This is a genomic window from Enterococcus sp. AMC1251, assembly GCF_058216535.1.
In genome coordinates this window covers 251,962-276,505 of record NZ_CM177098.1, presented here as the reverse complement: position 1 = coordinate 276,505, position 24,544 = coordinate 251,962, and the positions used below count along the sequence as shown (strand labels likewise).

General features: G+C 33.9%; 22 protein-coding genes and 1 pseudogene. 6 read left to right on the top strand and 17 right to left on the bottom strand.

What is annotated here, in order from left to right; all coding sequences use genetic code 11:
* Positions 1–507: 507 nt before the first annotated feature.
* From AC4BBR_RS01140 to AC4BBR_RS01130, 3 genes are read right to left on the bottom strand one after another with little or no spacing between them, the layout of a single operon-like run.
* The gene (locus tag AC4BBR_RS01140) at positions 508–819 is read right to left on the bottom strand and encodes a hypothetical protein (RefSeq protein ID WP_490460779.1); all 312 of its coding nucleotides are present in this window, start codon (positions 817–819) and stop codon (positions 508–510) included.
* 19 nt (positions 820–838) lie between these two features.
* A complete protein-coding gene (locus tag AC4BBR_RS01135) occupies positions 839–2,047 on the bottom strand; it encodes an alpha/beta hydrolase family protein (RefSeq protein ID WP_490460778.1) in 1,209 nt (402 codons plus the stop codon).
* Complete coding sequence (locus AC4BBR_RS01130; RefSeq protein ID WP_490460777.1) at positions 2,047–2,367, bottom strand: hypothetical protein; 321 nt, start codon at positions 2,365–2,367, stop codon at positions 2,047–2,049. Before AC4BBR_RS01130 ends, AC4BBR_RS01135 begins: the two co-directional genes overlap by 1 nt.
* 846 nt (positions 2,368–3,213) lie before the next feature.
* Here AC4BBR_RS01130 and AC4BBR_RS01125 point away from each other — a divergent pair.
* Positions 3,214–3,852, top strand: coding sequence for a helix-turn-helix domain-containing protein (locus AC4BBR_RS01125; RefSeq protein WP_490460776.1), 639 nt, complete (start codon positions 3,214–3,216; stop codon positions 3,850–3,852).
* A gap of 229 nt (positions 3,853–4,081) precedes the next feature.
* Here the strand turns inward: AC4BBR_RS01125 and abc-f are convergent, their stop codons facing one another.
* The 3 genes from abc-f to AC4BBR_RS01110 all read right to left on the bottom strand — a co-directional run bounded on the left by abc-f (position 4,082) and on the right by AC4BBR_RS01110 (position 7,445).
* A complete protein-coding gene (gene abc-f, locus AC4BBR_RS01120; RefSeq protein WP_490460775.1) occupies positions 4,082–5,551 on the bottom strand; it encodes a ribosomal protection-like ABC-F family protein in 1,470 nt (489 codons plus the stop codon).
* Positions 5,552–6,164: 613 nt separating this feature from the next.
* Positions 6,165–7,145 (bottom strand): amidase domain-containing protein, encoded by a 981-nt coding sequence (locus AC4BBR_RS01115; protein ID WP_490460774.1) that lies wholly within the window; start codon positions 7,143–7,145, stop codon positions 6,165–6,167.
* Positions 7,146–7,169: 24 nt separating this feature from the next.
* A complete protein-coding gene (locus tag AC4BBR_RS01110) occupies positions 7,170–7,445 on the bottom strand; it encodes a hypothetical protein (protein WP_490460773.1) in 276 nt (91 codons plus the stop codon).
* A gap of 151 nt (positions 7,446–7,596) precedes the next feature.
* Here AC4BBR_RS01110 and AC4BBR_RS01105 point away from each other — a divergent pair.
* Positions 7,597–8,136: pseudogene (locus AC4BBR_RS01105) on the top strand (transposase); the annotation flags it as partial.
* A gap of 141 nt (positions 8,137–8,277) precedes the next feature.
* On the opposite strand, the gene AC4BBR_RS01100 reads toward AC4BBR_RS01105, so the two are convergent.
* From AC4BBR_RS01100 to AC4BBR_RS01080, 5 genes are read right to left on the bottom strand one after another with little or no spacing between them, the layout of a single operon-like run.
* Entirely contained in the window at positions 8,278–9,306 is a 1,029-nt protein-coding gene (locus AC4BBR_RS01100) for a C39 family peptidase (RefSeq protein WP_490460772.1), read from the bottom strand.
* Between the two features lie 33 nt (positions 9,307–9,339).
* Positions 9,340–10,083 carry a hypothetical protein gene (locus AC4BBR_RS01095; protein ID WP_490460771.1) on the bottom strand — a complete coding sequence of 248 codons (744 nt, stop codon included), beginning with the start codon at positions 10,081–10,083 and terminating at the stop codon, positions 9,340–9,342.
* Positions 10,084–10,099: 16 nt separating this feature from the next.
* Positions 10,100–10,765 carry a hypothetical protein gene (locus tag AC4BBR_RS01090; protein WP_490460770.1) on the bottom strand — a complete coding sequence of 222 codons (666 nt, stop codon included), beginning with the start codon at positions 10,763–10,765 and terminating at the stop codon, positions 10,100–10,102.
* Positions 10,766–10,795: 30 nt separating this feature from the next.
* Positions 10,796–11,062 carry a hypothetical protein gene (locus tag AC4BBR_RS01085; protein WP_490460769.1) on the bottom strand — a complete coding sequence of 89 codons (267 nt, stop codon included), beginning with the start codon at positions 11,060–11,062 and terminating at the stop codon, positions 10,796–10,798.
* Positions 11,059–11,814, bottom strand: coding sequence for a hypothetical protein (locus AC4BBR_RS01080; RefSeq protein WP_490460768.1), 756 nt, complete (start codon positions 11,812–11,814; stop codon positions 11,059–11,061). The genes AC4BBR_RS01085 and AC4BBR_RS01080 overlap by 4 nt, the downstream gene beginning before the upstream one ends.
* A gap of 199 nt (positions 11,815–12,013) precedes the next feature.
* Here AC4BBR_RS01080 and AC4BBR_RS01075 point away from each other — a divergent pair, with 199 nt between their 5' ends.
* Together AC4BBR_RS01075 and AC4BBR_RS01070 are read left to right on the top strand one after the other, a co-directional pair.
* Positions 12,014–12,265 (top strand): NAD(P)H-hydrate dehydratase, encoded by a 252-nt coding sequence (locus AC4BBR_RS01075; protein WP_490460767.1) that lies wholly within the window; start codon positions 12,014–12,016, stop codon positions 12,263–12,265.
* Between the two features lie 112 nt (positions 12,266–12,377).
* Entirely contained in the window at positions 12,378–12,794 is a 417-nt protein-coding gene (locus AC4BBR_RS01070; protein ID WP_490460766.1) for an ADP-dependent NAD(P)H-hydrate dehydratase, read from the top strand.
* A gap of 224 nt (positions 12,795–13,018) precedes the next feature.
* On the opposite strand, the gene AC4BBR_RS01065 is transcribed toward AC4BBR_RS01070, so the two are convergent.
* The 4 genes from AC4BBR_RS01065 to AC4BBR_RS01050 all read right to left on the bottom strand — a co-directional run bounded on the left by AC4BBR_RS01065 (position 13,019) and on the right by AC4BBR_RS01050 (position 17,479).
* Positions 13,019–13,840 carry a DUF2705 family protein gene (locus tag AC4BBR_RS01065; protein WP_490460765.1) on the bottom strand — a complete coding sequence of 274 codons (822 nt, stop codon included), beginning with the start codon at positions 13,838–13,840 and terminating at the stop codon, positions 13,019–13,021.
* The gene (locus AC4BBR_RS01060) at positions 13,837–14,724 is read right to left on the bottom strand and encodes an ABC transporter ATP-binding protein (protein WP_490460764.1); all 888 of its coding nucleotides are present in this window, start codon (positions 14,722–14,724) and stop codon (positions 13,837–13,839) included. The genes AC4BBR_RS01065 and AC4BBR_RS01060 overlap by 4 nt, the downstream gene beginning before the upstream one ends.
* A 173-nt stretch (positions 14,725–14,897) precedes the next feature.
* Positions 14,898–15,620 (bottom strand): pseudouridine synthase, encoded by a 723-nt coding sequence (locus AC4BBR_RS01055; protein ID WP_490460763.1) that lies wholly within the window; start codon positions 15,618–15,620, stop codon positions 14,898–14,900.
* Positions 15,621–15,829: 209 nt separating this feature from the next.
* On the bottom strand, positions 15,830–17,479 hold the full coding sequence (locus tag AC4BBR_RS01050; protein WP_490460762.1) for a putative polysaccharide biosynthesis protein: 1,650 nt from the start codon (positions 17,477–17,479) through the stop codon (positions 15,830–15,832).
* Positions 17,480–17,938: 459 nt separating this feature from the next.
* On the opposite strand from AC4BBR_RS01050, the gene AC4BBR_RS01045 reads away from it, so the two are divergent.
* Complete coding sequence (locus AC4BBR_RS01045) at positions 17,939–19,456, top strand: UDP-N-acetylmuramoyl-L-alanyl-D-glutamate--L-lysine ligase (RefSeq protein WP_490460761.1); 1,518 nt, start codon at positions 17,939–17,941, stop codon at positions 19,454–19,456.
* 104 nt (positions 19,457–19,560) lie between these two features.
* Here AC4BBR_RS01045 and AC4BBR_RS01040 read toward each other — a convergent pair whose 3' ends face one another.
* Positions 19,561–20,472: an AEC family transporter gene (locus AC4BBR_RS01040; RefSeq protein ID WP_490460760.1), complete on the bottom strand. Its 912-nt coding sequence runs from the start codon at positions 20,470–20,472 to the stop codon at positions 19,561–19,563.
* Between the two features lie 229 nt (positions 20,473–20,701).
* Between AC4BBR_RS01040 and AC4BBR_RS01035 the strand changes: the two genes are divergently transcribed.
* A complete protein-coding gene (locus AC4BBR_RS01035) occupies positions 20,702–21,697 on the top strand; it encodes a serine hydrolase domain-containing protein (protein ID WP_490460759.1) in 996 nt (331 codons plus the stop codon).
* A 304-nt stretch (positions 21,698–22,001) separates the two neighbouring features.
* Here the strand turns inward: AC4BBR_RS01035 and AC4BBR_RS01030 are convergent, their stop codons facing one another.
* Positions 22,002–24,473, bottom strand: a complete 2,472-nt coding sequence (locus tag AC4BBR_RS01030) for a heavy metal translocating P-type ATPase (protein WP_490460758.1) — start codon at positions 24,471–24,473, stop codon at positions 22,002–22,004.
* Positions 24,474–24,544 lie beyond the last annotated feature (71 nt).

Here is a 24,544-nt window from a genome sequence, read left to right as displayed (position 1 = left end):
AAGTTAAGATTGATTTAACAAATATTTTGTCAGCATTCATTGTTATCGCTCACTTATTTTGGGTAAATCTATTGAACACTTTCTATTGTTGCTATAGCAGTATTCCTATTCTGCTCAATAAGGTATACCCTATTGAACATGAAAAAAATCAAAACAATTCGTTCTGATCTTCCTCATATATTTTTAGTTGGAAAAGTTCTTATTTTTTGTTGAATCTAATCTAATTTCCTAAACTATCTAATTTCTTTTCTTGCTTATCAAAAGCTCCTTTTACTGATTTACCAAATTGTCCTTTAATCGATCCTTCTAAAGATTTTGTTGTCTTTGAAAGGGAGGACTTCGCTTCTTTTAAAATGACCGTTCCTTTTTTTTCAGCATTTTTTTAATCAGTTTCACTATTCTGTACGCCAGCCATTCCTATGGCTCGAACAGCTGATTCTTGATATTTTTTTCGCATTTTTTTTAGTAATTCATCGAGTAATTCATTCATGTAGCCTCTCCTATATCTTATAAATCGTCTCTAAGTCTTTTTAATTGAGAACGATAAGTATTTTCAGCTTCGTCCTCTTTTTTCATCAACTTACGTTTTTCTTTTTCTAATTCATCCAAAAAATAATGATTTTCTTGTTCCATTTCTCGCCTTGCTTGATTAAATGGTTCGCCATCCAATGCCAAATCTTTTAAAATATAGGACAACTGTTCTAAAGAATCATCTAAGAGATATTCACCTTTTTTACGTACAACCTTTAGTTCATCTTCTTGTTCTTCTAGTTGTTTGCGTGTTGATTGATATGTTTTTATAATTGCTTCTTCCTTCAAAGAAAAACCTCCAATGCAATTAAAACTGAAGTTGTCGTGCTAAATCTTGATCTTGTTGAACAACTGCAACAATTTTACTATTTATCTCTGAAACTAAACTTTCAAATGTTTCGCCAACTTGTTTCGCTTCTTGTATCTTCTGTTGGTATTTTTCATTAGGAGTATTTATGATTCGTGCTCTTGTGAATCCCACTGAAGATAATTGAGTCTCCATTTCAGCTTCAGATAAATCAGAAGAAGCACTTCGTGCACTCCTCAAAATCTTATTCCATAATTGTTCTGTTTTATCCATTTCTCCTTGATAGTGTACAATAACTTTGCTCATGGCTACTTTTAATAAACTAGACGCTGTTGTTACAATCGATTTAGCACGTGTCGCATCTAAATATATTTCTTCTGTACCTGAAAGCCCGCCACCACTAGCATTTAATTTGGCTTCTAACGTTTTTAGTAAATACATACTTGTTACAAATTTACTCATTAAGTTTTGTTCTAATTGTTGTCCATCCATTAATGCGTATGTATTGTCAGGGACTCTTAATCGTCCATCTTCGTCAAATTTCCATAAGGTCAAAGCGTGGGCCTCTAAGGGATTCCCTGGGCTCCCTTTCGTATACCCTATCATTATTTCTGCGCCTGTTCCATTTCCCATTAGATTTCCAATCAAATCAGCAAAGTTTCGATAGTTTGTTAGCATACCTGGATTATTTTTGACCCACTCTTTAGCATCTGGTGAAAGTATGCCATATGGATCTGGGCCGTTGAAGCCAACGTTGCGCCATTCATTTTCGGCAGCAATCATAAGTGCTAAATACTCACCTAATGAATGACCTGTTGTTGTAACCACTGCATCAGGGTAGGTTAATTTTATCCAATCTGCAAATTCCTGAGCTGAATCAGCTTGACCAGGATTCCAACCCAGTTGTTTCATACTTAAACCAACAGTTTGAGCATCGGTTACAATATCTCGCCAATCGCCACCGAAATTAGTTCCTGCATAGGCAACTGTCAGCTGAGTTGTATCAGGGTATCCACTTGGATTCAAAGGAGCTACTGCCATAGCCTGCATTCCATTACTTGATTCTGATTTAATTTTTAATATTTGGTAATCTTTTCCGCCTAAGTCAATTATTGCTCCTTCTTTCAAATCTGGATCATAACCTTCATGTTTTGGATCTAACCAATAGACGGTGTTACTAGCATCGTTATATTCAATATCTTTCGCCACTAAATTTCCTCCGTTGATTCATTTGAAAAGACCACTTTTACTTTTGAAGTTGTGGTACCACGTTCTTGAATAGACTTATCTTTTATTGGATAACCACTTACTTTTTCCCTACTATTTGAAAATCCGTACGAAAAAGAAACTTTCTTGTTGTCTGTGTTAATCATTGTAATGAACATCCTGTATGAACTAGTCATAGGATCATAGCTACTTTTTTCAAAATAAATTTCTTTAACATTACTAAATGTATTCTTTAGAGCAGTTACTGACTGTTTTTCTGCTTCAATCATATTTTCATCCTGCTTAATTTTTCTGTTGTCCATGAAATATTTCCCTCCAATGCTTATTAACACTAGTAAACATAGTCCTACTATTAAAATAGTATTTCTTTTTTTCATCATAAGCTCCTTTAGTAATAATAGATTAACTATACCATATAATTGCTGAACAATATATTAGTAAATTTTTTCTAAATTTCACTTTATACCAGTTACTTCTAGAAAGGTTATTTAAAAGCATGAAAAGACACTACAATTTTTACCGTAGTGTCTTTTCATGTTTCTTAATTGTACATTCGATCCATCTCTATTATGCGTCAAATTAGTTTTCAGTCAAAATTAACACTAAAAAGCTACTAGAATCAGCTCCAGATAAATTCAATTATGACTATACTCATAATTTACATAGAAAAGATAAAATAAAAAGGATAATACCATCGTTTTTGAGAATAGTATTTTCATACTTAATGGGGTCATTGGCTTTCACCATGATCCCTTCATCTGGTATTTCAGAAAAAGTCATTATCCCTAAACCTAATGTTTTAGGGATAAGTAAATAGGATAGAGATTCTCTCTAGCCTAAACTATTTTTGAGCAACTCTATTGAACAATTTCTATTGTTGTTGTCATTTTGATTTTTAAATGACATAGGTTTCAAGTTTTATTTGACACATCATTTAGCCGTACTTTAAAATTATCCGATAATACTCGGCTATTCTATTTATTTATCAAGTGTAACAATGAACTTTTTAAGTAATACAAGTATTAATATAGTAAATATCAAAAACATTAAACTAGCCTATAATATCAGTCTTGCACCGCATAAGTGCAAGACTTTTTAGATAGTATTTGGTATATTTAGGCTATTACTTACACGAGGAGGAAGAAGAAATGAAACTTTCAGTACTCTTAAAAACTTTTAGCATAAAAAATAATTTGACGCAAGAACAGCTTTCAGAGAAAATGTTTGTTTCCCATCAAACAATTTCAAAGTGGGAAAATGAAATAAATATTCCAAGTATAGACAATCTTTTATTGTTAAGCGATATTTATGATATTTCTTTAGATGAATTACTCCGTGGAAGTTCATATTTTAGAAAACCTTTTTTAGTAGGAAAAAAAGTTTCAATATTAAGGATTTTAACTTTAACAACACTGTGGTTATTCATTAGTCTTTTTTTTACAGGTTTCGGATATCAACCCTTTTGGATTTTTTTGCTAGTTTTTTTATTAGGCGGTATAAATGTACTTTGTGTAGTTGTTGAGGACTATTGGATCATAACAAATAAAGGGCTTGTTATCTGTGAATATCCAAAATCATATTTAAAAAAGCTGAGTGTGATTGCTCGAGTATTAGTGAAAAAAAGCGGAAGTCAGCAGTTTATTCCATATAAAGATATCACATGCGTAGAACTAATTTACCTAAAAAAGAATAGGTTAAGCCCCTTTGATTTTAATCCAGATTATTTTTACATTAGGTTTACGAGTACCAACAAGAAAAAAATTAACTTTGTATTACAAAATTCATAAAATATTTGCCGCAAGCAATTTCATATATAGAAAAAAAAGGAATCTGTGTATATGATAAAAACAAATTAATTCCAGCAATTATAGCAGAGAAAAATCTATTTACATATATGAATAATCTATTGATTATTAGTGTGCAGAAAATGACCATTTTCTGCACACTCTGTTTATAGATTTTCAGCTTAAATTTATTCGATTTATCTGATCAAGCGGACTTTTATTATAAGAAAACCTAATTTTTCGATATCAACTGTTTATTATCTAGTAGATATAATTCATCGGCTAGATTCTCAACAAAATAAGAATCGTGAGAAGTAAACAAAACAGTTCCAGTGTACGACCTAATTAATTCTTCTAAGGCTTCAATAGTTGTCAAATCTATGAAATTAGTTGGTTCATCCAAGATTAGAATATTTGATGGTTCTGTAAAGGCTGCTGCTAGAGAAATTCGTGTGGATTCACCTCCACTAAGATCAGTCAAAGATTTTCCAGTTTCTAGTTGAGAAAATCCTAAATTACTTAAAATACTTCGAACGACTGCTTCTGAATAATTAGTAGATTCCATTAAGTAGTCCAGAATACTTTTTGATTCGCTAAATTTATAATCCATCTGCCGATACATCGAAAAAATAACTTTGGGAGAAAGAATAATACCCTCACCATTTGACACAATATGATTTAATAGAGTGGTCTTCCCCGTTCCGTTATCTCCAACAATAGCAATTTTCTTTTCCAATGAAAATTGGAAATCACAATTCTCCAGTAAAATCTTCTCTCCTTTCCTTAAAGTTACTTGCTCTCCTCGTATTGGAAATTTATTATGAATCTCTACTGATTTGACTTTCGGAAACAGGATTCGATTTTTTCGATCTTGTTGGATAGGCTTTTCTAACTGGGTCAATCGAGACACCATTGCTTTTGCTGATTTTTGAAGACTTTTTTGTACAGTATCCTTTTGCTTCGAAGAAGATAAACGGTCTGGACGAACATTCTGCTTTTTTTTCTTGACAGATACTTTTTCGGATTTAGCTGCCTGTTCCTTTTTTCGAGAAATTGCTGTTTCTAGCTTATTTTTTTCTTTAGTATAGTTTTCAGCTACTCGTTGCTGTTCCAATTTTTCGATTTCTTTTTGCTGCTTGAAAGCGTCGTAATTACCAATATATTCGGTAACCTGACCATCTTTTAATTCCCAAATTTTTGTCGCCATTTTATTGAGGAAATAGCGATCATGACTAACAAATATAAGTGTGCCGTAATAATACTTCAGCTCTTCAACTAGATAATCAACTCCACTACGATCTAAATGAGTGGTTGGCTCGTCCAACAATAGTCCCATTTGATACGTGGATAGGGCTTGAGCTAAGCGATACTTAGTTTCTTCGCCACCACTTAATGTACTGATTTCATTTTTTGGAACCTTAAAACGACTGACTAACTCCCAATCAATACTCTCTGAATCATTAGTCTTAGTTACTTTTTGTATTTGTGAAAAATAACTGAATGATACTTCACGTTGAATACAGCCAGTTTCTGGCATTATTTCTCCTTGAATTATCTTCAGCAGAGTAGATTTCCCCGTTCCATTATCACCAATAATACCAATACGATTATTTTCATAAGCTGTTAATTCTTGTATATTTACTACTTCTTTTATACCAAAGGTTTTTCGAACATTTGTGAGTTTAATTGCTAAGTTTTCCATTATTTTCCTTCTCTTTCTTCTTTGGAAGAGAGTATACAAAAAGGATAGTCTAGGACTATCCTTTGATTTCTATATTCAGGAAAAGTACAGACTAATCCCTTGAAATCGCTCTTTCCAAGACTTTTGAATTTATTTAATTAGCTATTCAAAAGTTCGTTACGCAATTTCATGGATGCAGTCATAATATATACAAGCTCCTCTTTGATTTATTTTATATTGTAATACTAACGTACCATGATTAGAAAGTAAAGAATAATCCAAACTTTCTTCTATATATATCAGGTACCTAATAACTCGCTTTACTTTCACACCAAACCATCTCTAAAGCATCAAGCATATTCTTTTTTAGAGTGAAATTAATAACTACTCAACAGATTAATTTTGAAAAAATGTCATTTATCGAAATAAAAAACGTGCCATTTAAAACTAAAAATAACAGCCTTATTTTATCACACTGCACAAACACTATCAATATTGTTAAGTTTTGATAGTTAACTTTGAAATATAAGGAGAAAACATTATTCAATTATTGGTTTAGTTTAAACATGAATGATAATTTTTTTGCATAGAAAAGGACAATCAGGATAAATCCTGTTGCCCTTTGAGTTTGTTATCACATTCTAATTATAATAAAAGAAGAATACGCATTTGTATCGATACTATTCCATGAGGTATCCACTCTATCTGTAGTATGCTGAGTAATATATGCTGTAGAACCAGATTTTTTGCTTACATATGCCATATGCGTTATTTGAAATGTATTTTTTTTCCAATATGCAACAAAGTCTCCTGCTCGTGTATAGGATTGTGCTTCAGATTTTGAAGTAAAATGGCGAGTAGCTACCCCATCTGCTGTCCAAAAATTTGTAAAACTGTGCGCATTAATCCATGCTGATGTAGCGCTAACCCCTGCTGTATGTGTCCATGCCATCGCGCTTGCATTTGGCGACGGTCTTAGTGGTTTACCTCCAGCGTGTGCAATTTGAGAAGCAAAATTCGTACAATCATTGTCATAAACGGGATACAACATATTTCTTCGGTTCCACCATCTTCGAGCATATTCATTTGCGTTAGTAACATTAAAAGCTGCTCTAGCTGATCTTGAAGGAGCTATTTCTTCTGTTTCCAAGATCAGATTAATATTTTCTGTTCTGATACTATTAAAAGTTCTAGAAAGTAATGCATCTTTCACCTCATTGACAGCTGATAATTGATCTACAGTAGCGTTCTCTGGCAAAATCGATCCTATCCTACTAAAATATATCCCAGCAAACTCACTGTAGGCTATATTTTCTGAATCAGAATCTCCAACCGATAATGTTCCCGTGTCTAATTCTTGTAGCAATTTCAAATATTCTCTATCCAGTTGGTTAGAGAACTCTATCCCAAGTTTATCCTTAATCTTACTTGCAAGATTGACTTGTACTTGCTGTAATGTTTGGTTTAAATCAAATTCTACTTGTGACTCTTCTTGGACTACCGTAACTAAATCAGATCCAGCGCTCTCTTCTGCAGAAACGTTTAACCCTCCTAAACCCAGAATACCTGCTATCCCACACGAAACAATGACACTTTTCCAAGTTCTTTTTCTCATAAAAATCTCCTTTTCTATTTTATTTTAAACTTCACCATAATATTCAGCAAAGTAAAATATCCAATTTTTGTTAACCCGATAAGTTTTCAACTCACTATTTGTATTAATTTCTATTGGCGGAGGGGTTATTGTGTATAGTCCTTCTCCCTTACTGTTTACTTTTGAATTTACTCCAATGTTAAAATACCCTTTAGAAAAAACGACCGTTCGAACTGCAATATAAGGATTTCTGTGAGTAAACCAAAAGAGAACAAGTAATATAGTAATAATAAATAGTAACCAATTTTTCTTAATTTTCATATATTAGTTCTCCCCTAACAAATACTCATGTTACCTTTTGAAATTATATATTCAAATTTGTTGATTTAATTAAACCATTTTACTAATTTAAACACAAACGTTTTCATGTGATTTTTTTAACTTAACAAAATAAATCTATGTATCCTTAAAACGAACCTTTTTAAAACACCGCATTCAACGAATGAATCTGTTTCTCCAGAAAGGAACTGTAGAGGCAAAAAAATATCGACACTTGAAGAAGTACTGGAAACTTCTTCAAAAGAACCAATCGAAGCTCGATTTTGAAAAACGCCAATGGCGTCCTTCTTTCCGCACCTATTTAACAGAAACAGAACTCGTTGATCGACTCCTTGCATATGATGAGGAGTTAAAATCTGGTTACACCTGTTATCAGAACGTTCTTTATGCGGTACAAACACGAGACTACACAAGATTCCACTCGCTATTAGAACAAGATTGTTCTGAACTTCCCGTCTATTACCAAACAGTTTTTTCTACCTTTAAGAAAGTTCAAAATGAAATTAAGCATGCTCTAGAATTATCCTATTCCAATGGCCCATTGGAATGCTTGAACAACCATATCAAAGTGTTAAAGAGAAATGCGTATGGGTTTCGTAACTTTTATAACTTTAAATTGAGAATTGCTTTATGCTTTGGTAACGTTCTTTTTCAGTCGAATAGAAAAACCTAGAGGTATTTTCCTCTAGGCCTTACAATAATTGATTTAATTCTTTGGATTTTCTTCACCAACATTAGTTGACAAAGAGCCAATATTTACTACACTCTCAATTTATAACTGCTTTGTACGAATTGTTTTTGCACACCGTTAGTATTAATATTGAACTCCTAATCCTTTTACATCAATCCATCCTCTTATATCAGGACTATAAACATATGATCCTTGTTCCTGAGTTAATCTAATTGTTTTACCAATATGACTATTTAAATTATCTACTTTTGCATACCCTGATTTTCCCCAAGGTAAACTGTCAACTGACTTATCGTTACCTAAAACGTCTGCTCTTCTTTCTATTTCTATGATTTTCCATTTTGTATTCGTTGTTTTATTTTGATTAGGAGTAGCATCTACAGATTTCTGAATTGCGGTATTAAATGCTTTTTTATCGATCCATCCCATATCTGGCACGTAATAGTATAAACCGCTTCTCGCCTTTATCGTTACTTGCTTACCAATATGATCTTTTGTATATCCTTGGTGTAGAACAAGTCCAGAATACCATGGAACAATATCGATAGTGAAACCTGACTTTTCAATCTTAGCTGTAATATTGGTTGCTATAACTTCAGTCACACCCTTTTTATCGATCCAACCTCTTAACCCCGGACTATAGACATAATTTCCAGAATCTTGAGTGATAGAAAGCACCATCCCTGTATACCTACTTGAGGTACTTCTCATTTCAAAACCATTCCTGCCCCATGGTAACGTATCAATTGTTTTAGGTTGCGAATTGACCATTATTGTTTTAGAAACTTCTGTTACTTCCATTGGTTTTTCAGCGATATAGCCTTTAAAATTAAATAATGTTCTGTTCCACGTATAATTGTATGGCCCAAGAGACATATAAGGTGAACTACTTGAAACAACAAAAGTATCCTCCCACCAAGGATTCCAATAATGATAAAATGGTTTATAGGAAGTATTTCCTTTGGCTGCGGTATACCCCATCAATACGATAGCATGTCCTGCCACACTATCATCATCATAAGATTTAAGATTTGCCACAACAGGTCTTTTATTGTCTATCTCATTTTTCACTCTTTCAAAAGAAAGGATATTGCCTTTAAATTTAATATCCTTATCAAATGTTTTATTTACGTATTTTATTGAATTATGCAAACTATTACTGGTAATCCAATCACTATCTACTTTTTATTCCTCTGTTGCTTGCGGATATGTACCATCAAGGATATTTTTTGCAGATATTATTTCTTTTCCAGCTTGATTATTAATAATTGCTGCATACGCATAATATTGGCACCAAGGTTTATCTTTTTGTATTTCATATACTTTCCACGGTAATACATTATTATCAAACTCTACTGAGATTCTAGAGTTTTTTGCGTTAGGCGTTGCTATTTTTTCTGTAATATCATGAGTAGTCATAGTAGAGGTATCTACTTCTTTATCAATAAAATCTTTATCATCCACAACGAATAGAGGTTTTTGTTCTCCACGATAATTGTAGAAAAGACTTTGATTTATTCCCTTAATTAATACTGGTTGACTCTCATCTGTAGAAAGCTCTTCGCTTAGATTCTCTAACTTTTTTGCTAGAGCTTTTGAAAGAATAAATGTTTCTGGATTTTGATAATCTGATTGATCTATCTGTAGCATATCCTCATTACTAATAATTGGATAATTATATTTTATATTTTTCGGATAGCTAATGGTAAAGGGGTGTCCTAGATAATAATCTGATACTGACTTGTTTTCAGAATAAATCATATTATTCAAATACTCTTCCCAATGATGAGTAGCAAGCTGAGTTGCTTCCTGTGGAGCTTCCATTGATTCTATATATAGTGAAGCAGCTTCTGTTTTTACAGAAAAACTACTCAATAGAAATACAACTGAAAATAATGTAATAATCCCTAATTTTTTTATAATTTTCATCTTTCTAATTCCTTTTCTATTTCGTAAATCCGTATAGTGTAGAAGTCCAACTATAAGTAATATTTGCGGAAGGATCAATCTGACCTTCATTGTGTAGGAGTGAAATATTATTTAAGTTCATTGAAAATATTGCATCGTCACCATGATTTAAACTTCTATATATATAAATAATATTTTCTGGTTGACCTGAATATTTAATTTTTTGAATACCATAAATAATGACTGATGTTTCCTGCTCTATCCAATAATCACCGTTAGCAACTAAATATGCAACTATAGATCGCCTATTAGCAAGTTCATTTTTTATAGTTGAATAATCAAGAACATCATCAACTATTCTAGTCTTGTAACTCTGACTATTCAAAAATTTATTCGATTGATCTAAATTTGCAGTAACAGATTTTAATTGGTTATCACTGTAATTAGGATAGACATATTTAAGTAATTGATTAACCTTCCTATTGGTAGATCCTTCAACAAAATTTAGTACATTAACTACTGATAGTGGCGTTGGTTGCATTGTGAATTGTTTATCATTTGGAATCGTATATTCTTGAATTATTGTCATTTCTATCTCTGGTGGGGTATAGTCTGCATAAGCTTTCATTATGTTAGTATTAAAAAAGATAATGAACAAACTGATAGCAACTATGAGTGTTACGAATGAATTTCTTCTATTCATCGTTATTTCCTCCTAGTGTTTAAGAAACCTTTATTTTATTATAAAGAGTATAATCGCATAAGAGATTAACACTATTTTAAAAACAGTGTTTTCTTTTTTTAAAAAAATAAAATTTTCTGCCGAATTTTTCTCAAAAATAGAATGTAAAATTACAGACGACGTTATCATAGCCGCCTTAATAAAAAAATTCAGAAACAAACTAGAGCTTGGATCTAAAATCAAGAATGTCACCCATGAGATATCTAACAGTAAACTTGCTAATTTTATTTTTTTTAAAAGCTGTATATCAATTTTCACATGTTCACCTCTTTATTTCTTATATTCGTTTTGCGACCAGACGCTGTAATACGCTGTAAATTTATTGATTTCAAAAACAATACCTGTTCCATTATTTTTTTCTCTGTATTATCTGCTACATTGTTAAAATACCAAATATCATAAGCAAACCCTACACCAATTGCCCATTGAATAGGAGTTACATTTGACGCATTAGAAGCTACAGCACCAATTAGTCCTATATCGTTTGCAATTCTACGATATTCAGAAATAAAATAATTCGTATTATTAGTATCCATCCAATCTCTTCTAAAATTCCAACCAGATTCGGTATAATTTCTATTATATGGATTAGCGTTTCTACCTTGAATTTGAGATTCAAATTTTGAATTTTTGATATTCTTAATCGCCTCTTGATAGAATGATTCGCTTGTATAGCCTATTCCAGTTTTTTCAGCTAGATTAGTAAAATCAAATGATTCTATGATAGATTTAATTTCACGTTCGTTATAAACATATCTTCCATTTTCAATCTTTAAAACTGAAGTAACGTCACTCTGCATGTCAGTAAATCTTTGCATCTCAGCATTCTTTTCTACATCATTTGTTGCTGTCTGTACAACTGATTCATCAATTGTATTGGATTCTGCCAAAGTAGTAAGTGGCATTAGAACACTTGTTGACACCAAAAGTATTAAAGAGCCTAAAAAAATTTTTTCATAATATAACCCCTCATAAAAATATTTAATAAAACGCTTTCTGATAATAAACATTTCACTTCTTATCGAGAAATCTTTTCATTAATATAAAAAATAACATTTGAATAATTAATTGCAAACATAAATATGTACATTATGTTAATTCGCATAATGTAGTTCTCTATTATTTATTTATTCAAATTTTGGGGTTCACGTATCAGTCATACGAAATTTTACGGTATAGTCCTAAATACGAACGTTTGGACGATCTGTCTTGATTGGTGGAAATGACTACTTTGGTGGAGCCATCATTATGAGTGCAGAAGCTTGCGTCAAGACCGGAAGTGGTTTAACCTCAGTCATTACAGCCGAAAAAAATCATATGTCTCTTCATTCTCGTTTACCAGAAGCAATGGTACTTGATTGGACGCTTACGCATATGTTTAACGGGTTGATTGATACAGCAACTGTCATTTTGATTGGTCCAGGCCTAGGATTAGAAGCACATAGCGAACAGATGTCTTAACGCAACAAAATGCCTCACAGTGGCTTGTGATTGATGGTTCAGCGATTACGCCATTTGCTCAGAATCATTATTCCTTGAATTATCCTGAACACGTTGTTTTACACCACATCAAATGGAATGGAAACATCTGAGTGGTCTTGATTCTATTAAACAAACTTTCGAGAATAATCAAATTGCTCAAAAAAAATTAGGCGCAAGTATCGTTTTGAAAAGCCATCGAACAGAAATTTATACAGCTCATGCGCAATACAAAAAAACTATAGGAACACCCGCTATGGCAACTGAGGGAATGGGGGACACATTAGCTGGGATGATTACCGGATTCTTAGCGCAATTCAACGATAAGGAAAAAGCGATTTGTGCTGCGGTCTATCTTCATAGTTTCATTGGAGAAGAATTAGGAAAAGAACGCTACGTTGTTTTACCGACTGAAAGTAGCGGAAGCTTACCTAATTATATGAAGCAATTTGAGCAGTCGGACAAAAAAGTACCCAATTGGGAAGAAATATCTAAGTCTATGAAAAATTAGCTTCTGTAGTGCATCTTAGAGCAACGTAAGCAAGATCTCCTGAAAAGGACAAGAAATACTGGATTTTGCGATTGCCTTTTTTTATTCGGAACTCCCTGCCTACGGCAAAGGTAATTTATCTACTTTTTCCTATATATTGCGTTAAGTTAGTTTGAATTTTACTGTCGTATAAAATAAAACAGCTTAACGCCAGCATTTGTTTTATATACTTATTGACTTTTTCACTAAACTTTCAAATCTTTACGCTGATAGAAAATGTATGTCCCACCTAGAAACAATACAATTAAGATACTCAATAATGCTACATTGCTTAAAGATACACCGTTATCCAATATGTTGCTTGGAATTCCCATATGTATCGGTGAGATATTTTTTGCCCAACGAAATGAATCATTCAAATCAGAAAAAATCCCAATCAAATAAAATCCGAATACAATGCCCAAAGAAACACTAGTACTTTGTTTACTAGTTTTTAAAAATGTTGAAATAAAAAATCCCAGTGTTAGAAAAAACAGCAAAATTAAACTTTCTTGAGTAAAAACTTTACTAATTTCTCTACTAATCGTTGTAGCTGAATCTGTCGATTGACGATAGATTAGCGTCGAACCAACAGAAACACCAAATGAAATAAACCAAAAAACAGCTAATATAAACAGATTCCCCAAAAGTTTGCTCGTAACAATTCCTTTGCGTGTCACTGGTTGCGCATATAGAAATTCAATGGTGCCATCTGTCTCTTCTTTGATCAATGACTGACTCCCAAGCATCATGGCATAAATAGAAGCCGCTAAAAACATATACTGGAAATAATAACCGAAAAAGCCCGTAGCTACTAAAAAGCTTGTTTGTCCGTTCACACTAATATTGAATGTTTTTAATAATGAAGGCGACAAACCGTCTACTTTTGCCCCTAAAAGATCTTCCATAGCTGAACTATGCATTTGAGGATATACTGCACTAAAACCAAAAATGATAACCGCAAATAAAATAGTCCAAATGATCAATCCTTTCACCAAAGACCTACTTTCGATTTTAGCTGTAATCATTTTCCCTCCCCTCCTTCATACAATGCCATAAACCGGTCTTCCAATTCAGGATCTGTGATCGTAAAATCTTTAATTGAAGCATCTGCTAACAACGGCAAGACTTCATGTAGATTTCCTTCGTATAATAATCGGGTTTCGTTTCCTTGATGTTTTAAAATTGCTGCGCCTATTTTTTCAAATAAGGACAAAGGGATATGGTCACCAACTAATGTAATGACTTTGCCTAAGGATTTTTCCTTTGTAATATCTTGAACCGTAATAATTTTTCCTTGTCGAATAAACGCTGCTCGGTGAGCATGGTGTTGGATTTCATTTAAATCATGACTGGATAAAAAGATCGTCATGCCTTTTTTATTATACTTTTCTAACTCTTCAAACAAGCGATGTTGCATCAGTGGGTCTAAACCATTTGTGGGTTCATCTAAAATTAATAATTCTGGATTAGGTAAAATACCCGCTGTGATTGCAATTTTCTTTTTGTTTCCCAATGACAGATCAGACATTTTTTTCTGAGCATCGATATCAAATAACTCAATAAAATAATCGATTTGTTGTTGACTATTTTTCACCTGATGAAATTCTGCCACATATTTAAGCACATCAATTGTCGTCATATTGGGATAGAATCGGACATCACTTGATACATAACCTGTTTTCTTACGAATTTCTTTGGCGTCTTTGATACTATCTAACCCAAGTAATGTAGCCGTTCCTTGATCAGGATAAATAAAATTCAGCATAGCTTTAATCGTTGTTGATTTTCCTGCACCATTTGGACCGATAAAACCGTATATTTCTCCTTTTTCGACTGATATAGTTACTTGATCGATAGCCGATTGTTTTTTATATAATTTGGTCAACCCTTTCAGTTCAATAGCATTCATTGTATTATTCCTCCCTATTGACTAGCAAGTCAGTTGAAGTATATCTCTATCTTGACAGCAGAGTCAAAGAAAATGAAATATAGGAAAGGGTGCGAATAAACAGCAATCGCAGGTACTTCCTAATTTTTTTCAGATCTAAATATCTGTCATCTTAGTCTCTCCCAATATATTTTCTATCTATTCTTTTTCAACTTTTCAAGCTCGTCCTTGGTCAGCGTACGGTATTGTCCCAAAGCTAACTCTTCATCCAGCCATAAATTTCCCATTCGTATTCGTTTCAGATAAACAACTTTTTTGTCCACTGCTTCAAACATACGTTTGACTTGATGAAACTTTCCTTCTTGGATGATTAAGCGAATTTCTGACTCCGCACCCCTTTCATCTACTGCTTCAATCGTTAATTTGCTTGGTTTCACTTGTTCATTATTTGTTAAAGCAAATCCTGCCGCAAAATGAAAAATATCTGCTTCTGTTACGATCCCTTGAACTTTTGCAAAGTATTCCTTGTCTACATGCTTTTTAGGCGACAATAATTGATGCGCCAGCTGACCATCATTTGTTAGCAGCAGTAATCCTTCAGTGTCTTTATCCAAACGTCCTACAGGAAATAAATCTGCTCGATAATCTTCGTTCCGCAATAAATCGATTACGGTTTGATCCCTTTTATCTTCTGTTGCAGAGATCACCCCTTGTGGTTTATGCAGCATATAATAATAAAATTGCTGATACGTTAATTTTTCTCCTACAAACTTAATAATATCTTGTTTTTCATCGATTTGTACTTTACCATCTTTGACAATTTGATCATTTACAGTGACTAAACTTCTTTTTAGCAATTGTTTGGCTTCCTTACGACTGCCAACGCCAGTCTCCGCAAGAAATTTATCTAAACGCATAGAATCCTCCTCATTTAAAAACGTAGCAGTTCCGTTTTACTCTGTCCTAAAAAATTGATTGAGGTACTTTTTGTCTCATTTTATTTTCAGATTTTTCCAAAGAGCTAGCTCGTAAAGTTAGACAACATCAAGCTAAACGAAATTCTTCTACTAAACTACTATTTTTCTAAGAAAATAGCGGAACTTTTCGTCCCGCTACTTGATATGTTCTATTTTATTTTTAACTTACGACGAAGATTACCTACCCTTGCTCCTAATAATTTATCTACCAGGCGCAGTTTTAACGTAATATACCCATAAACTGCTCCGCCAAATGCTGCTACAATGATAATAATCATAAATGATTGGAATTTACGCGTTGGATCTAAAAATAGGTACAAGAATTGTCTCATCACGATTGCTGCAATCACCATAATTAACGTAATCAAGAAAATTAATAGACCTCGTCGCAACGTCAACCCCATATTAAAATGACTAACTTTTTTGATTTTTCTCATGATCAATACGCAAGATAAGGTAAATCCAATCATTGTTGCGACCATTGGACCATATACTTCAAAAAGACGTATGCTTGGATATTGAACAATCGCTTTTAAAGCCAACCCTAAGCCAAAATACTTGATTGCCGCTTTGTTCTCATACATTCCCATCAACATTGTTGACGACAACATGTAAAGTCCCATAAACAATCCTGCAAAGCAAGCCTGAATCAAGAGCGACACACCTAAAGCATCTGGTGAATAAAACATTGTATAAAGTGGTTTTGCTAAAACGATCATGCCAAATGTTGCAGGTAGCATCACAAACATAAACAATTGTAAATTATTACTGATTAATTTTGATAAATCTCGGTATTTTTTCAAAGTAATCGCTTCTGTGATCAATGGTAAGCCAGTCGCAGAGATAGACGTAGCTAATGCAATCACAACCATTGTCAGCTTGTCTGGATTGGCGTTAAAAATGGCAAATAACGTTCTTAATTGGCTACCAGAATATGTAGTGAAGCCATTCATAAAATTAGAAAACGTAAATTGATCAACTAATTTAAAGACTGTCACACCTGAACCTACAATAATGAACGGAAGTGCTTCTTTTAATGTCTCCGTTAACAAATCTCTTGTTGACGCTTGATGCTCGTTAGCGCTATGGGCGGCCAGATAATCAAACATCGGTTTTTGTTTATGAAAATAGTAAAATAAAACGATAAGACTCGCCAGCATTCCCACAAATGCTGCTAGCGTTGATTGTGTTACTGCGTCGACATAATTGCCATCAATCATTTTCATAATAATAAAAGCTGTCAATAACATGTAAAAAACACGTACAACTTGTTCAATGATTTGTGACAAAGCGTATGGCATCATATCTTGATTTCCTTGGAAATAACCTCGTACGACACTCATACATGGGAAAATCAAAACTGCTAAACTCAGCGATCTCATCGTTGGGATTAGTTCTTCCCCACCCCCAGACCATTTTGCCAAAAGTGGTGAGGAAAAATACATTACAATAGCAAAAATCGCTCCTAAAATGGCCATCAATTGAAGGGCTTTATAAAAAAGCTGTCGACTGACCTTATATTCATTCAGTGAATTGTAATACGAGGTCTGCTTAGCAATAGCAGCAGGGATTCCTGCTGTAGATATTAATAAAAAGAGAGCGTATACGGTATACCCCATTGAAGATAAACTATTTGCTTCATTGGCGTGACTTCCCATCCATGCATACCATGGGATAATATATACCGCACCCAACAAACGAGAAATTATATTACTAGCTGTCATCCAAGCCGATCCTTTAACCATTTTCTCTTGATTGGTCAAGATCGGTTGATCAGCAGGATTTGGTTGATTTATCATTTAGCTCCTCCATCTTTCTTTGAACATGCTTCCTTTATTTTAATTGTTAAATCAAGTATATGCAACGACTTTCTTTAATAAATTAACTTATTTGTATTTTCCTCATAAATTTCGCAAAAAAATAGTGGTGTTTACGTTTTAAATATCTAAAAAACAACGAAATACTTCATTTATAACTATTTCTTTTTTGTTTATATTTCAACTAAAAGTTGACAGATATCACTTTAAATTCACATTTATTTTTTGCATTCTATCAAAATATATTTATTATGTATTTGTTATTTAAATAGAGCCAAGGTAGTAGAATTAATTCTACCTTAGTAATGTTTCCCCACTATTTTCTTCCTCTGCTAGCAAGCACCTTGAAGTTTTGACATTTAAATTGTATGATGAATTTCTAGAGTTTGCTATTCAAAAAATTTTACATTCACATTTTAGATACCGCTTGGAGGCGTAATGATGACTATTTCTTTAGAAATAATTCGCGAATGTTTACTTAAAGAACATCTTTTAAAAGAATTTATTTCAACAGAAGGCTGGTCTTTGACCGTACCTACCTCGTTGAATAATAAAACGTTTAAGGCTCTTTCCTATGACTCTCGTATAGTGAGTGCTGATACACTTTTTTTCTGTAAGGGAATGAATTTCAAATCAGAGTATTTAGAAAAAGCAGTCCTCTCAGGGCTCGATGTTTATGTAGCGGAACAGCCTTACGATGTACCTGCAACATTAGGAATCATTGTGACCGATATCAAAAAAGCAATGGCTGTTTTAAGTATGGCCTTTTACGATTATCCACAAGATAAATTAAAACTGATTGGCTTCACTGGTACCAAGGGAAAAACAACTGCCGCTTACTTCACTAAATTTATTTTAGATCAGGCGACGAATAAAAAAACAGCTATGTTGTCTACCATGAATTCTACATTAGACGGGCAGACGTTTTTCAAGTCACATTTAACAACCCCTGAGTCTCTTGATCTTTATCAAATGATGGCAGAAGCGGTTAAAAATAATATGACTCATTTCATTATGGAAGTATCATCTCAAGCCTACAAAACCAATCGTGTGTATAATTTATTTTTTGATGTGGGGATTTTCCTAAACATCACACCTGACCACATCAGCCCGATCGAACATCCAACATTCGATGATTACTTTTATTGTAAACGTCAGTTGATCAAGCATTCAAAAACAATGATTTTAAATCATGAATCCGATTATTTTCAATTATTGAAAGAAACAGCAGCACGATATAAAATACCTTATATCGTTTATGGCAATCAAACAGCAGCAGATGTAGATTATATCTATCAAACCAATGCAGACGATTCACTGGCTTTTTCTGTTCAAACAAAAAATGATTCATTAGCTGTTTCTGGTGAATATCACTTGCGTTTGGGTGGTGATTTCAATAAAGGCAATGCGTTAAGTGCCGTTCTTGCTAGTTCCTTAGTAGGGGCGAAACGTAGTGATTGTCAGCAAGGAATCAAAGAAACTACGGTGCCTGGTCGAATGGAATTGTTGACGAATAAAAATGGCTCCAAAGTCTATGTAGATTATGCACATAATTATGATAGTTTAAAAAATCTTTTAACGTTTATCAAAAAAGAACACCCTAATGGTCGTTTACTTGTCGTGATAGGTAGTACAGGGAACAAAGCGATTTCTAGACGAAAAGATTTCGGTACTATTTTATCTGAGCTAGCTGATGTTGCTATTTTAACCACAGATGATCCAGCTGATGAAAATCCAGCAGATATCTGTGCTGAGATTGCCTCTCATATTAAAACGGATATCCAAATCAAAACAGTCCTTGATCGTGGCAAAGCTATCAAGGAAGCCTTGTCTTTAAGCCGACCGGAAGATGCTGTCGTCTTGGCTGGAAAAGGAGCTGACTTGTATCAAAAAGTTGGTGGAGAAGATACACCTTATGAAGGCGACTTTCAACTTGCTGAACAGTTGATTCTTAACTAATCATAGGAGAGGGATTGAGACAAACACTCACTCTATAAGTACTTTGTTTCTTAGTGTGTGCGAAGCGTTTATTCAATTGTGGCTAGGGGATGTAACTCGTAGAATTATGTCCCCATCAATATCATTATAAGTGTCATCAATACCAAGCTAATTAGGATACTTGCTGAAGAGGTAAACCCAACTGTTTCTTCTGGCATTCCAGCTTTAACGCTATTAATTACGGAAAATGTTGGCATCGGTGCGACACTCAACACGACTAAAACGGTTCTAACTAATGGATCCAAGGGAATCACAAAGGCAAATAGCAAGGCAAAAGCTGCCCCGCATACATAACGCCAAATCAGAACTTCTTTTACTAAATGTAACGCTTTCCTAGGTAATCTCAATTCAAAATATAAGCCAATCATAACCATTGATAAAAAACCATTTGCTCTGGCAATCATTTCTAACATTCCCAATAATTCTATCGGTAATTCGACTTGAACGATCCTAAGCAATAACATGCTCATATAGGCTGTAAAAGGCGCTGATTTAAACAAAGTTAGGATAATTCTCTTAAACGTTGTCTCCTCTTTAGAACCTATAGTCCTATCAATCAACAAGGTACTTCCCCCTGTAAGCATTACACTATTACCAATATCAAACATCAAAAGAAATGGGACTGCTAGAGGATAAAATCCTTGAATAAACGGTAAACTAAAATTACCGATATTATATCCTGACATCGAATACATTTGAAATTCTTGTTCTAAAATTGGACGTTTTTTACTCACTCGACCACCAATTAAAATCACTAAAATATTTAAAATAATACCCATAGTAAGCAATAAAAACAACGTTCCAGAAACAACTACACTAGCTAAGCTAACGATGACTGTTGCTGGCAACGTAATATTTACTATAATAACGGATAACATTCCACCATCAGCTTTACTCAATAAACCAATTCGTTTCATTAAATACCCTAAAATTATGATAAAACAAAATCCAGTTGCTTGTACTAAAATCCCTCTCACCTAACCCCTCCTCACTTCTTTAATTCTAAGACTAACATAAAGTATCGTAAAACATCTTATTCTTTATAGCTTTCAGTAAAAATATTTATGTACTCTTTTCTACATAGTGTTTTCCGTTAAATCCTTCTCGTTCAATTTTAAAAAAAATATCTCCTATTAGGAAATTAGTGGTAAACTTATCTATATACTTAACAGGTAAATAGACACCCTAAATAAAGGAGTTTTGCTTATGGACCTAAAACAATTTATTCCACTAGACTTTAACGGTTTTGTTCGTATTACTTCAAATAATGAACCATTATTATTTGAGGCTTTCGGTTATCAAGATTTGCCTAACCAAATAGCAAATAATGTTGAGACAATTTTCGGAACAGCATCTGGCGGCAAAACCTTCGTCGCAGTTGCCATTATGAAATTGATTGAAGAAAAGAAAATAACCATCGACCAACCCATCAACCAAATTCTTTCAAAATCCATGCCAAACATTAATTCCACTGTCACTGTTCATCAATTGCTAAATCACACCTCGGGAATCGGCGATTATTACGATGAAGAAGAACTCTCTGACTATGCTAAATTATGGACTGACTTTCCCAATTATAAAATACGAAAAAATGCTGATCTCCTACCACTTTTTATGAATAAGGGGATGGTTACTTCTCCCGGGGAAAAATTTAAATATAATAATACTGGATATGTTCTTTTAGCAGAAATCATCGAAGAACTTACGCACCAAGATTTCGACAGTTACTTAAAGAAAACAATTTTCGATACAGCTGGCATGTCTTCGACTGGTTATTTTTCTTTGGATCGATTGCCCGCTAACGTAGCGAATGCATATATTTATGACAAAGATTCAAAGGAATATTATAGCAATATTTATAGTATAGATGTTAAAGGTACGGGTGCTGGTGGTTGTTTTACGACATTACAAGACCTTGAATGTTTTTGGCGAACATTGCTGAAGGGGGAAATTATTTCTACGCGTAGTGTACGTTTAATGCAAACTATGCAAGCTTCTGAGTATTATGGATACGGTTTTTGGATTGCAAAAAAAGAGGGACAATCTTTCCCTTATATGCAAGGGCAAGATCCTGGTATTTCATTTATTTCTTCGTATCATCAAGAATCAAATTTAGCAATTACAATTATGAGTAATTTAGCGCAGGATGTTTGGACAATGTACAAAAGATTTTCTGCACAACTTCTTGAAAAGGAGGAATGATCAGATAAATAAGGGAAAATGGATTTCAAAAAAAGCTCTAACATAAAAAAGGAAGCTATTTTACTTAATTCGTTTTTCGCTATAACAAGTATGAGTTAAATAATAACTGAAACTATAGACATGGATTCTATATCATAAGGATAAGTATTTATTTTCTTTGTTCCTGAAATAAATATAGGTGTGAAACAAAAGCAAACAACACTTTTGTTTCACACCTTAAATGTGCATAAACGATTAGATTAAAAGCAGTACTATCGAAAATAAGTTGAAACTCTCGCATTTATTATCATGTTCTTGAAGCTCTTTATTTATTATTTTTTAACCCTGACGGCCTAAATCCTTTCAATCTCAATGCATTCAACAAAACAGATACGGAACTAAAACTCATCGCAGCTCCTGCAATCATGGGGTTTAGCAATGGTCCGCCGAATAGATATAGCATACCCATAGCAACAGGAATTCCTAATGTATTGTAGGCAAATGCCCAGAATAAGTTTTCTTTGATATTTTTAATCGTAGCTTTGCTTAATTCTACAGCTGTTGGTACGTCCATCAAGTCACTACGCATCAATACGATATCCGCTGACTCCATTGCAACATCTGTTCCTGATCCAATCGCAATTCCGATATCGGCTTGGGCTAACGCAGGCGCATCATTGATTCCATCACCAACCATTGCAACTTTTTTGCCTTCTTTTTGAAGTTTCATTACTTCATTTGCTTTATCTTCAGGCAAAACTTCACTTAAGACACGATCAATTCCTACTTGTTTTGCGATTGCTTGCGCCGTGCGTTTATTATCCCCTGTGATCATCGCAACCTCGATGCCCATTTGGTGTAGTTTTTTAATTGCTGGAATACTCGTTGATTTAATCGTATCCGCTACTGCGATAATCCCTGCAATATGCCCATCTTTGGCAATATACATCGGTGTTTTTCCTTGTTCAGCTAGTTGGTCTGACGTATTATCTAAATTTTCTAAGGAAATGTTTCGATCACCCATTAATTTTTTATTTCCTAATAATAAACGGCTACCTTCAATTGTTCCTTCAATTCCATGACCTGCAATCGCTGTAAACTCTTCTGTTGCTGTAAAAGGTAAGTTTTTCTCCTTGGCCTCATTGACAATCGCTTCACCTAGCGGGTGTTCTGAACCTATTTCAGCAGAAGCAGCTATTTGTAGTAATTCATCTTGTTTCAACCCATTTACTGTAACAATATCTGTTACTCTTGGTTTTCCTTCTGTAATTGTTCCTGTTTTATCGAAAACGATCGTTTGAATTTTATGTGTCGTTTCCAGTGCATCACCGCTTTTGATCAATACGCCGTTTTCAGCGCCTTTTCCAGTTCCAACCATAATCGCTGTTGGCGTTGCTAAACCTAGTGCACATGGACAAGCGATGACCAAAACTGAAATCGTGATCGTTAACGCAAATACCCAAGATTCTTGTCCTAAAAAATACCAAGCCAAGCCAGCTAAAACAGCTAAAACCATAACGATTGGTACAAAGAAACCAGAAATTTTATCTGCCATTTTAGCGATTGGTGCTTTTGATCCTTGCGCATCTTCCACTAATTTGATAATTTGTGATAATGCTGTATCCTTGCCGACTTTTGTTGCTTTAAAGCGGAAGCTGCCATTTTTATTGATACTTGCACCAATGACATTGTCTCCGACTTTTTTCTCCACAGGCATACTTTCTCCTGTTAACATTGATTCATCGACTGCAGAAGAACCTTCACTTACAACACCATCCACTGGAATTTTTTCTCCAGGACGAACAAGGATGAGATCGTCTAATTGAACACTATCCACAGGAATCTCTATTTCTTGACCATTACGGAAAACACGGGCATTTTTTGGTGCTAAGCCCATCAATTTTTTTATAGCTTCTGACGTTTTTCCTTTTGACACTGCTTCAAAATATTTACCCAATGTAATTAATGTTAAGATCACACCAGCAGATTCATAGTAAAGTGCCATTGTAAATTGTAGATCACCAGCAAAAATCATTGCCGTTCCATAGAGGCTATACGCTACCGCCGCACTGGTGCCTAGAGCGACTAAAGAATCCATGTTGGGATGACCTTTAAATAACGCTTTAAATCCAACTGTAAAGAAACTTCTACCTAAATATAATACGGGAATCGTTAACATAAGTTGAACTGTTGCAAATATTTCAGGTTGCACCATCGGATCTAAGATTATTGGTAGCGGCAATCCAATCATATGTCCCATTGCGACATATAATAAAGGAACGGTAAAGATTGCTGATAACCAAAAACGTTCCCACATGATCTTGATATGTTTTTGTTTTTTTTCTCGATCTTTGTCTACAGTATCAGCAGAATCGATTTGTTCCACAGCGCCGTAACCTGCATTAGTTACAGCCTTTGTAATATCAGAACTATTCAAAATTGATGGATCAAAGTCAACAACCATTTTTTCCGTCGCTAGATTAACGGAAGCTTTTGTCACACCAGATAGTTTGCTTGTTGTTTTTTCAATCGTTTGAGCACACGAGGCACACGTCATTCCTTCTATATCAAATATTCGTTGTTGAACATTACTTAGCGCTTCATAGCCTGCATCTGCTACGGCTTTTTGAATATCGCTTTCTGACAGTTTGCTTTCATCATATTCAACATTTAGCTTTTCTGTTGCAAGATTGACTGAAGCTTTTGTCACACCAGTAAGATTTGTAGTGGCTTTTTCTACTGTTTGCGCGCATGACGCACAGGTCATGCCTTCTATATCGAATGTTTTTGCTTCCATTTTTCCCAGCTCCTTTGTTTAGTTTCTTTTATATTTTACTAGCACTTCCAGAACGACTATAACCGTAGTCG

Excerpts from the sequence above, each read along its gene's own strand:
- AC4BBR_RS01050 (WP_490460762.1), bottom strand. The coding sequence starts at position 17,479 with ATGATAAATCAACCAAATCCTGCTGATCAACCGATCTTGACCAATCAA.
- AC4BBR_RS01035 (WP_490460759.1), top strand. The coding sequence starts at position 20,702 with ATGGACCTAAAACAATTTATTCCACTAGACTTTAACGGTTTTGTTCGT.
- AC4BBR_RS01110 (WP_490460773.1), bottom strand. The coding sequence starts at position 7,445 with ATGAAAATTAAGAAAAATTGGTTACTATTTATTATTACTATATTACTT.
- AC4BBR_RS01125 (WP_490460776.1), top strand. The coding sequence starts at position 3,214 with ATGAAACTTTCAGTACTCTTAAAAACTTTTAGCATAAAAAATAATTTG.
- AC4BBR_RS01030 (WP_490460758.1), bottom strand. The coding sequence starts at position 24,473 with ATGGAAGCAAAAACATTCGATATAGAAGGCATGACCTGTGCGTCATGC.
- AC4BBR_RS01090 (WP_490460770.1), bottom strand. The coding sequence starts at position 10,765 with ATGAATAGAAGAAATTCATTCGTAACACTCATAGTTGCTATCAGTTTG.
- AC4BBR_RS01130 (WP_490460777.1), bottom strand. The coding sequence starts at position 2,367 with ATGGACAACAGAAAAATTAAGCAGGATGAAAATATGATTGAAGCAGAA.
- AC4BBR_RS01115 (WP_490460774.1), bottom strand. The coding sequence starts at position 7,145 with ATGAGAAAAAGAACTTGGAAAAGTGTCATTGTTTCGTGTGGGATAGCA.
- AC4BBR_RS01055 (WP_490460763.1), bottom strand. The coding sequence starts at position 15,620 with ATGCGTTTAGATAAATTTCTTGCGGAGACTGGCGTTGGCAGTCGTAAG.
- AC4BBR_RS01060 (WP_490460764.1), bottom strand. The coding sequence starts at position 14,724 with ATGAATGCTATTGAACTGAAAGGGTTGACCAAATTATATAAAAAACAA.
- AC4BBR_RS01065 (WP_490460765.1), bottom strand. The coding sequence starts at position 13,840 with ATGATTACAGCTAAAATCGAAAGTAGGTCTTTGGTGAAAGGATTGATC.
- abc-f (WP_490460775.1), bottom strand. The coding sequence starts at position 5,551 with ATGGAAAACTTAGCAATTAAACTCACAAATGTTCGAAAAACCTTTGGT.
- AC4BBR_RS01080 (WP_490460768.1), bottom strand. The coding sequence starts at position 11,814 with ATGTTTATTATCAGAAAGCGTTTTATTAAATATTTTTATGAGGGGTTA.
- AC4BBR_RS01045 (WP_490460761.1), top strand. The coding sequence starts at position 17,939 with ATGACTATTTCTTTAGAAATAATTCGCGAATGTTTACTTAAAGAACAT.
- AC4BBR_RS01070 (WP_490460766.1), top strand. The coding sequence starts at position 12,378 with ATGGAATGGAAACATCTGAGTGGTCTTGATTCTATTAAACAAACTTTC.
- AC4BBR_RS01095 (WP_490460771.1), bottom strand. The coding sequence starts at position 10,083 with ATGAAAATTATAAAAAAATTAGGGATTATTACATTATTTTCAGTTGTA.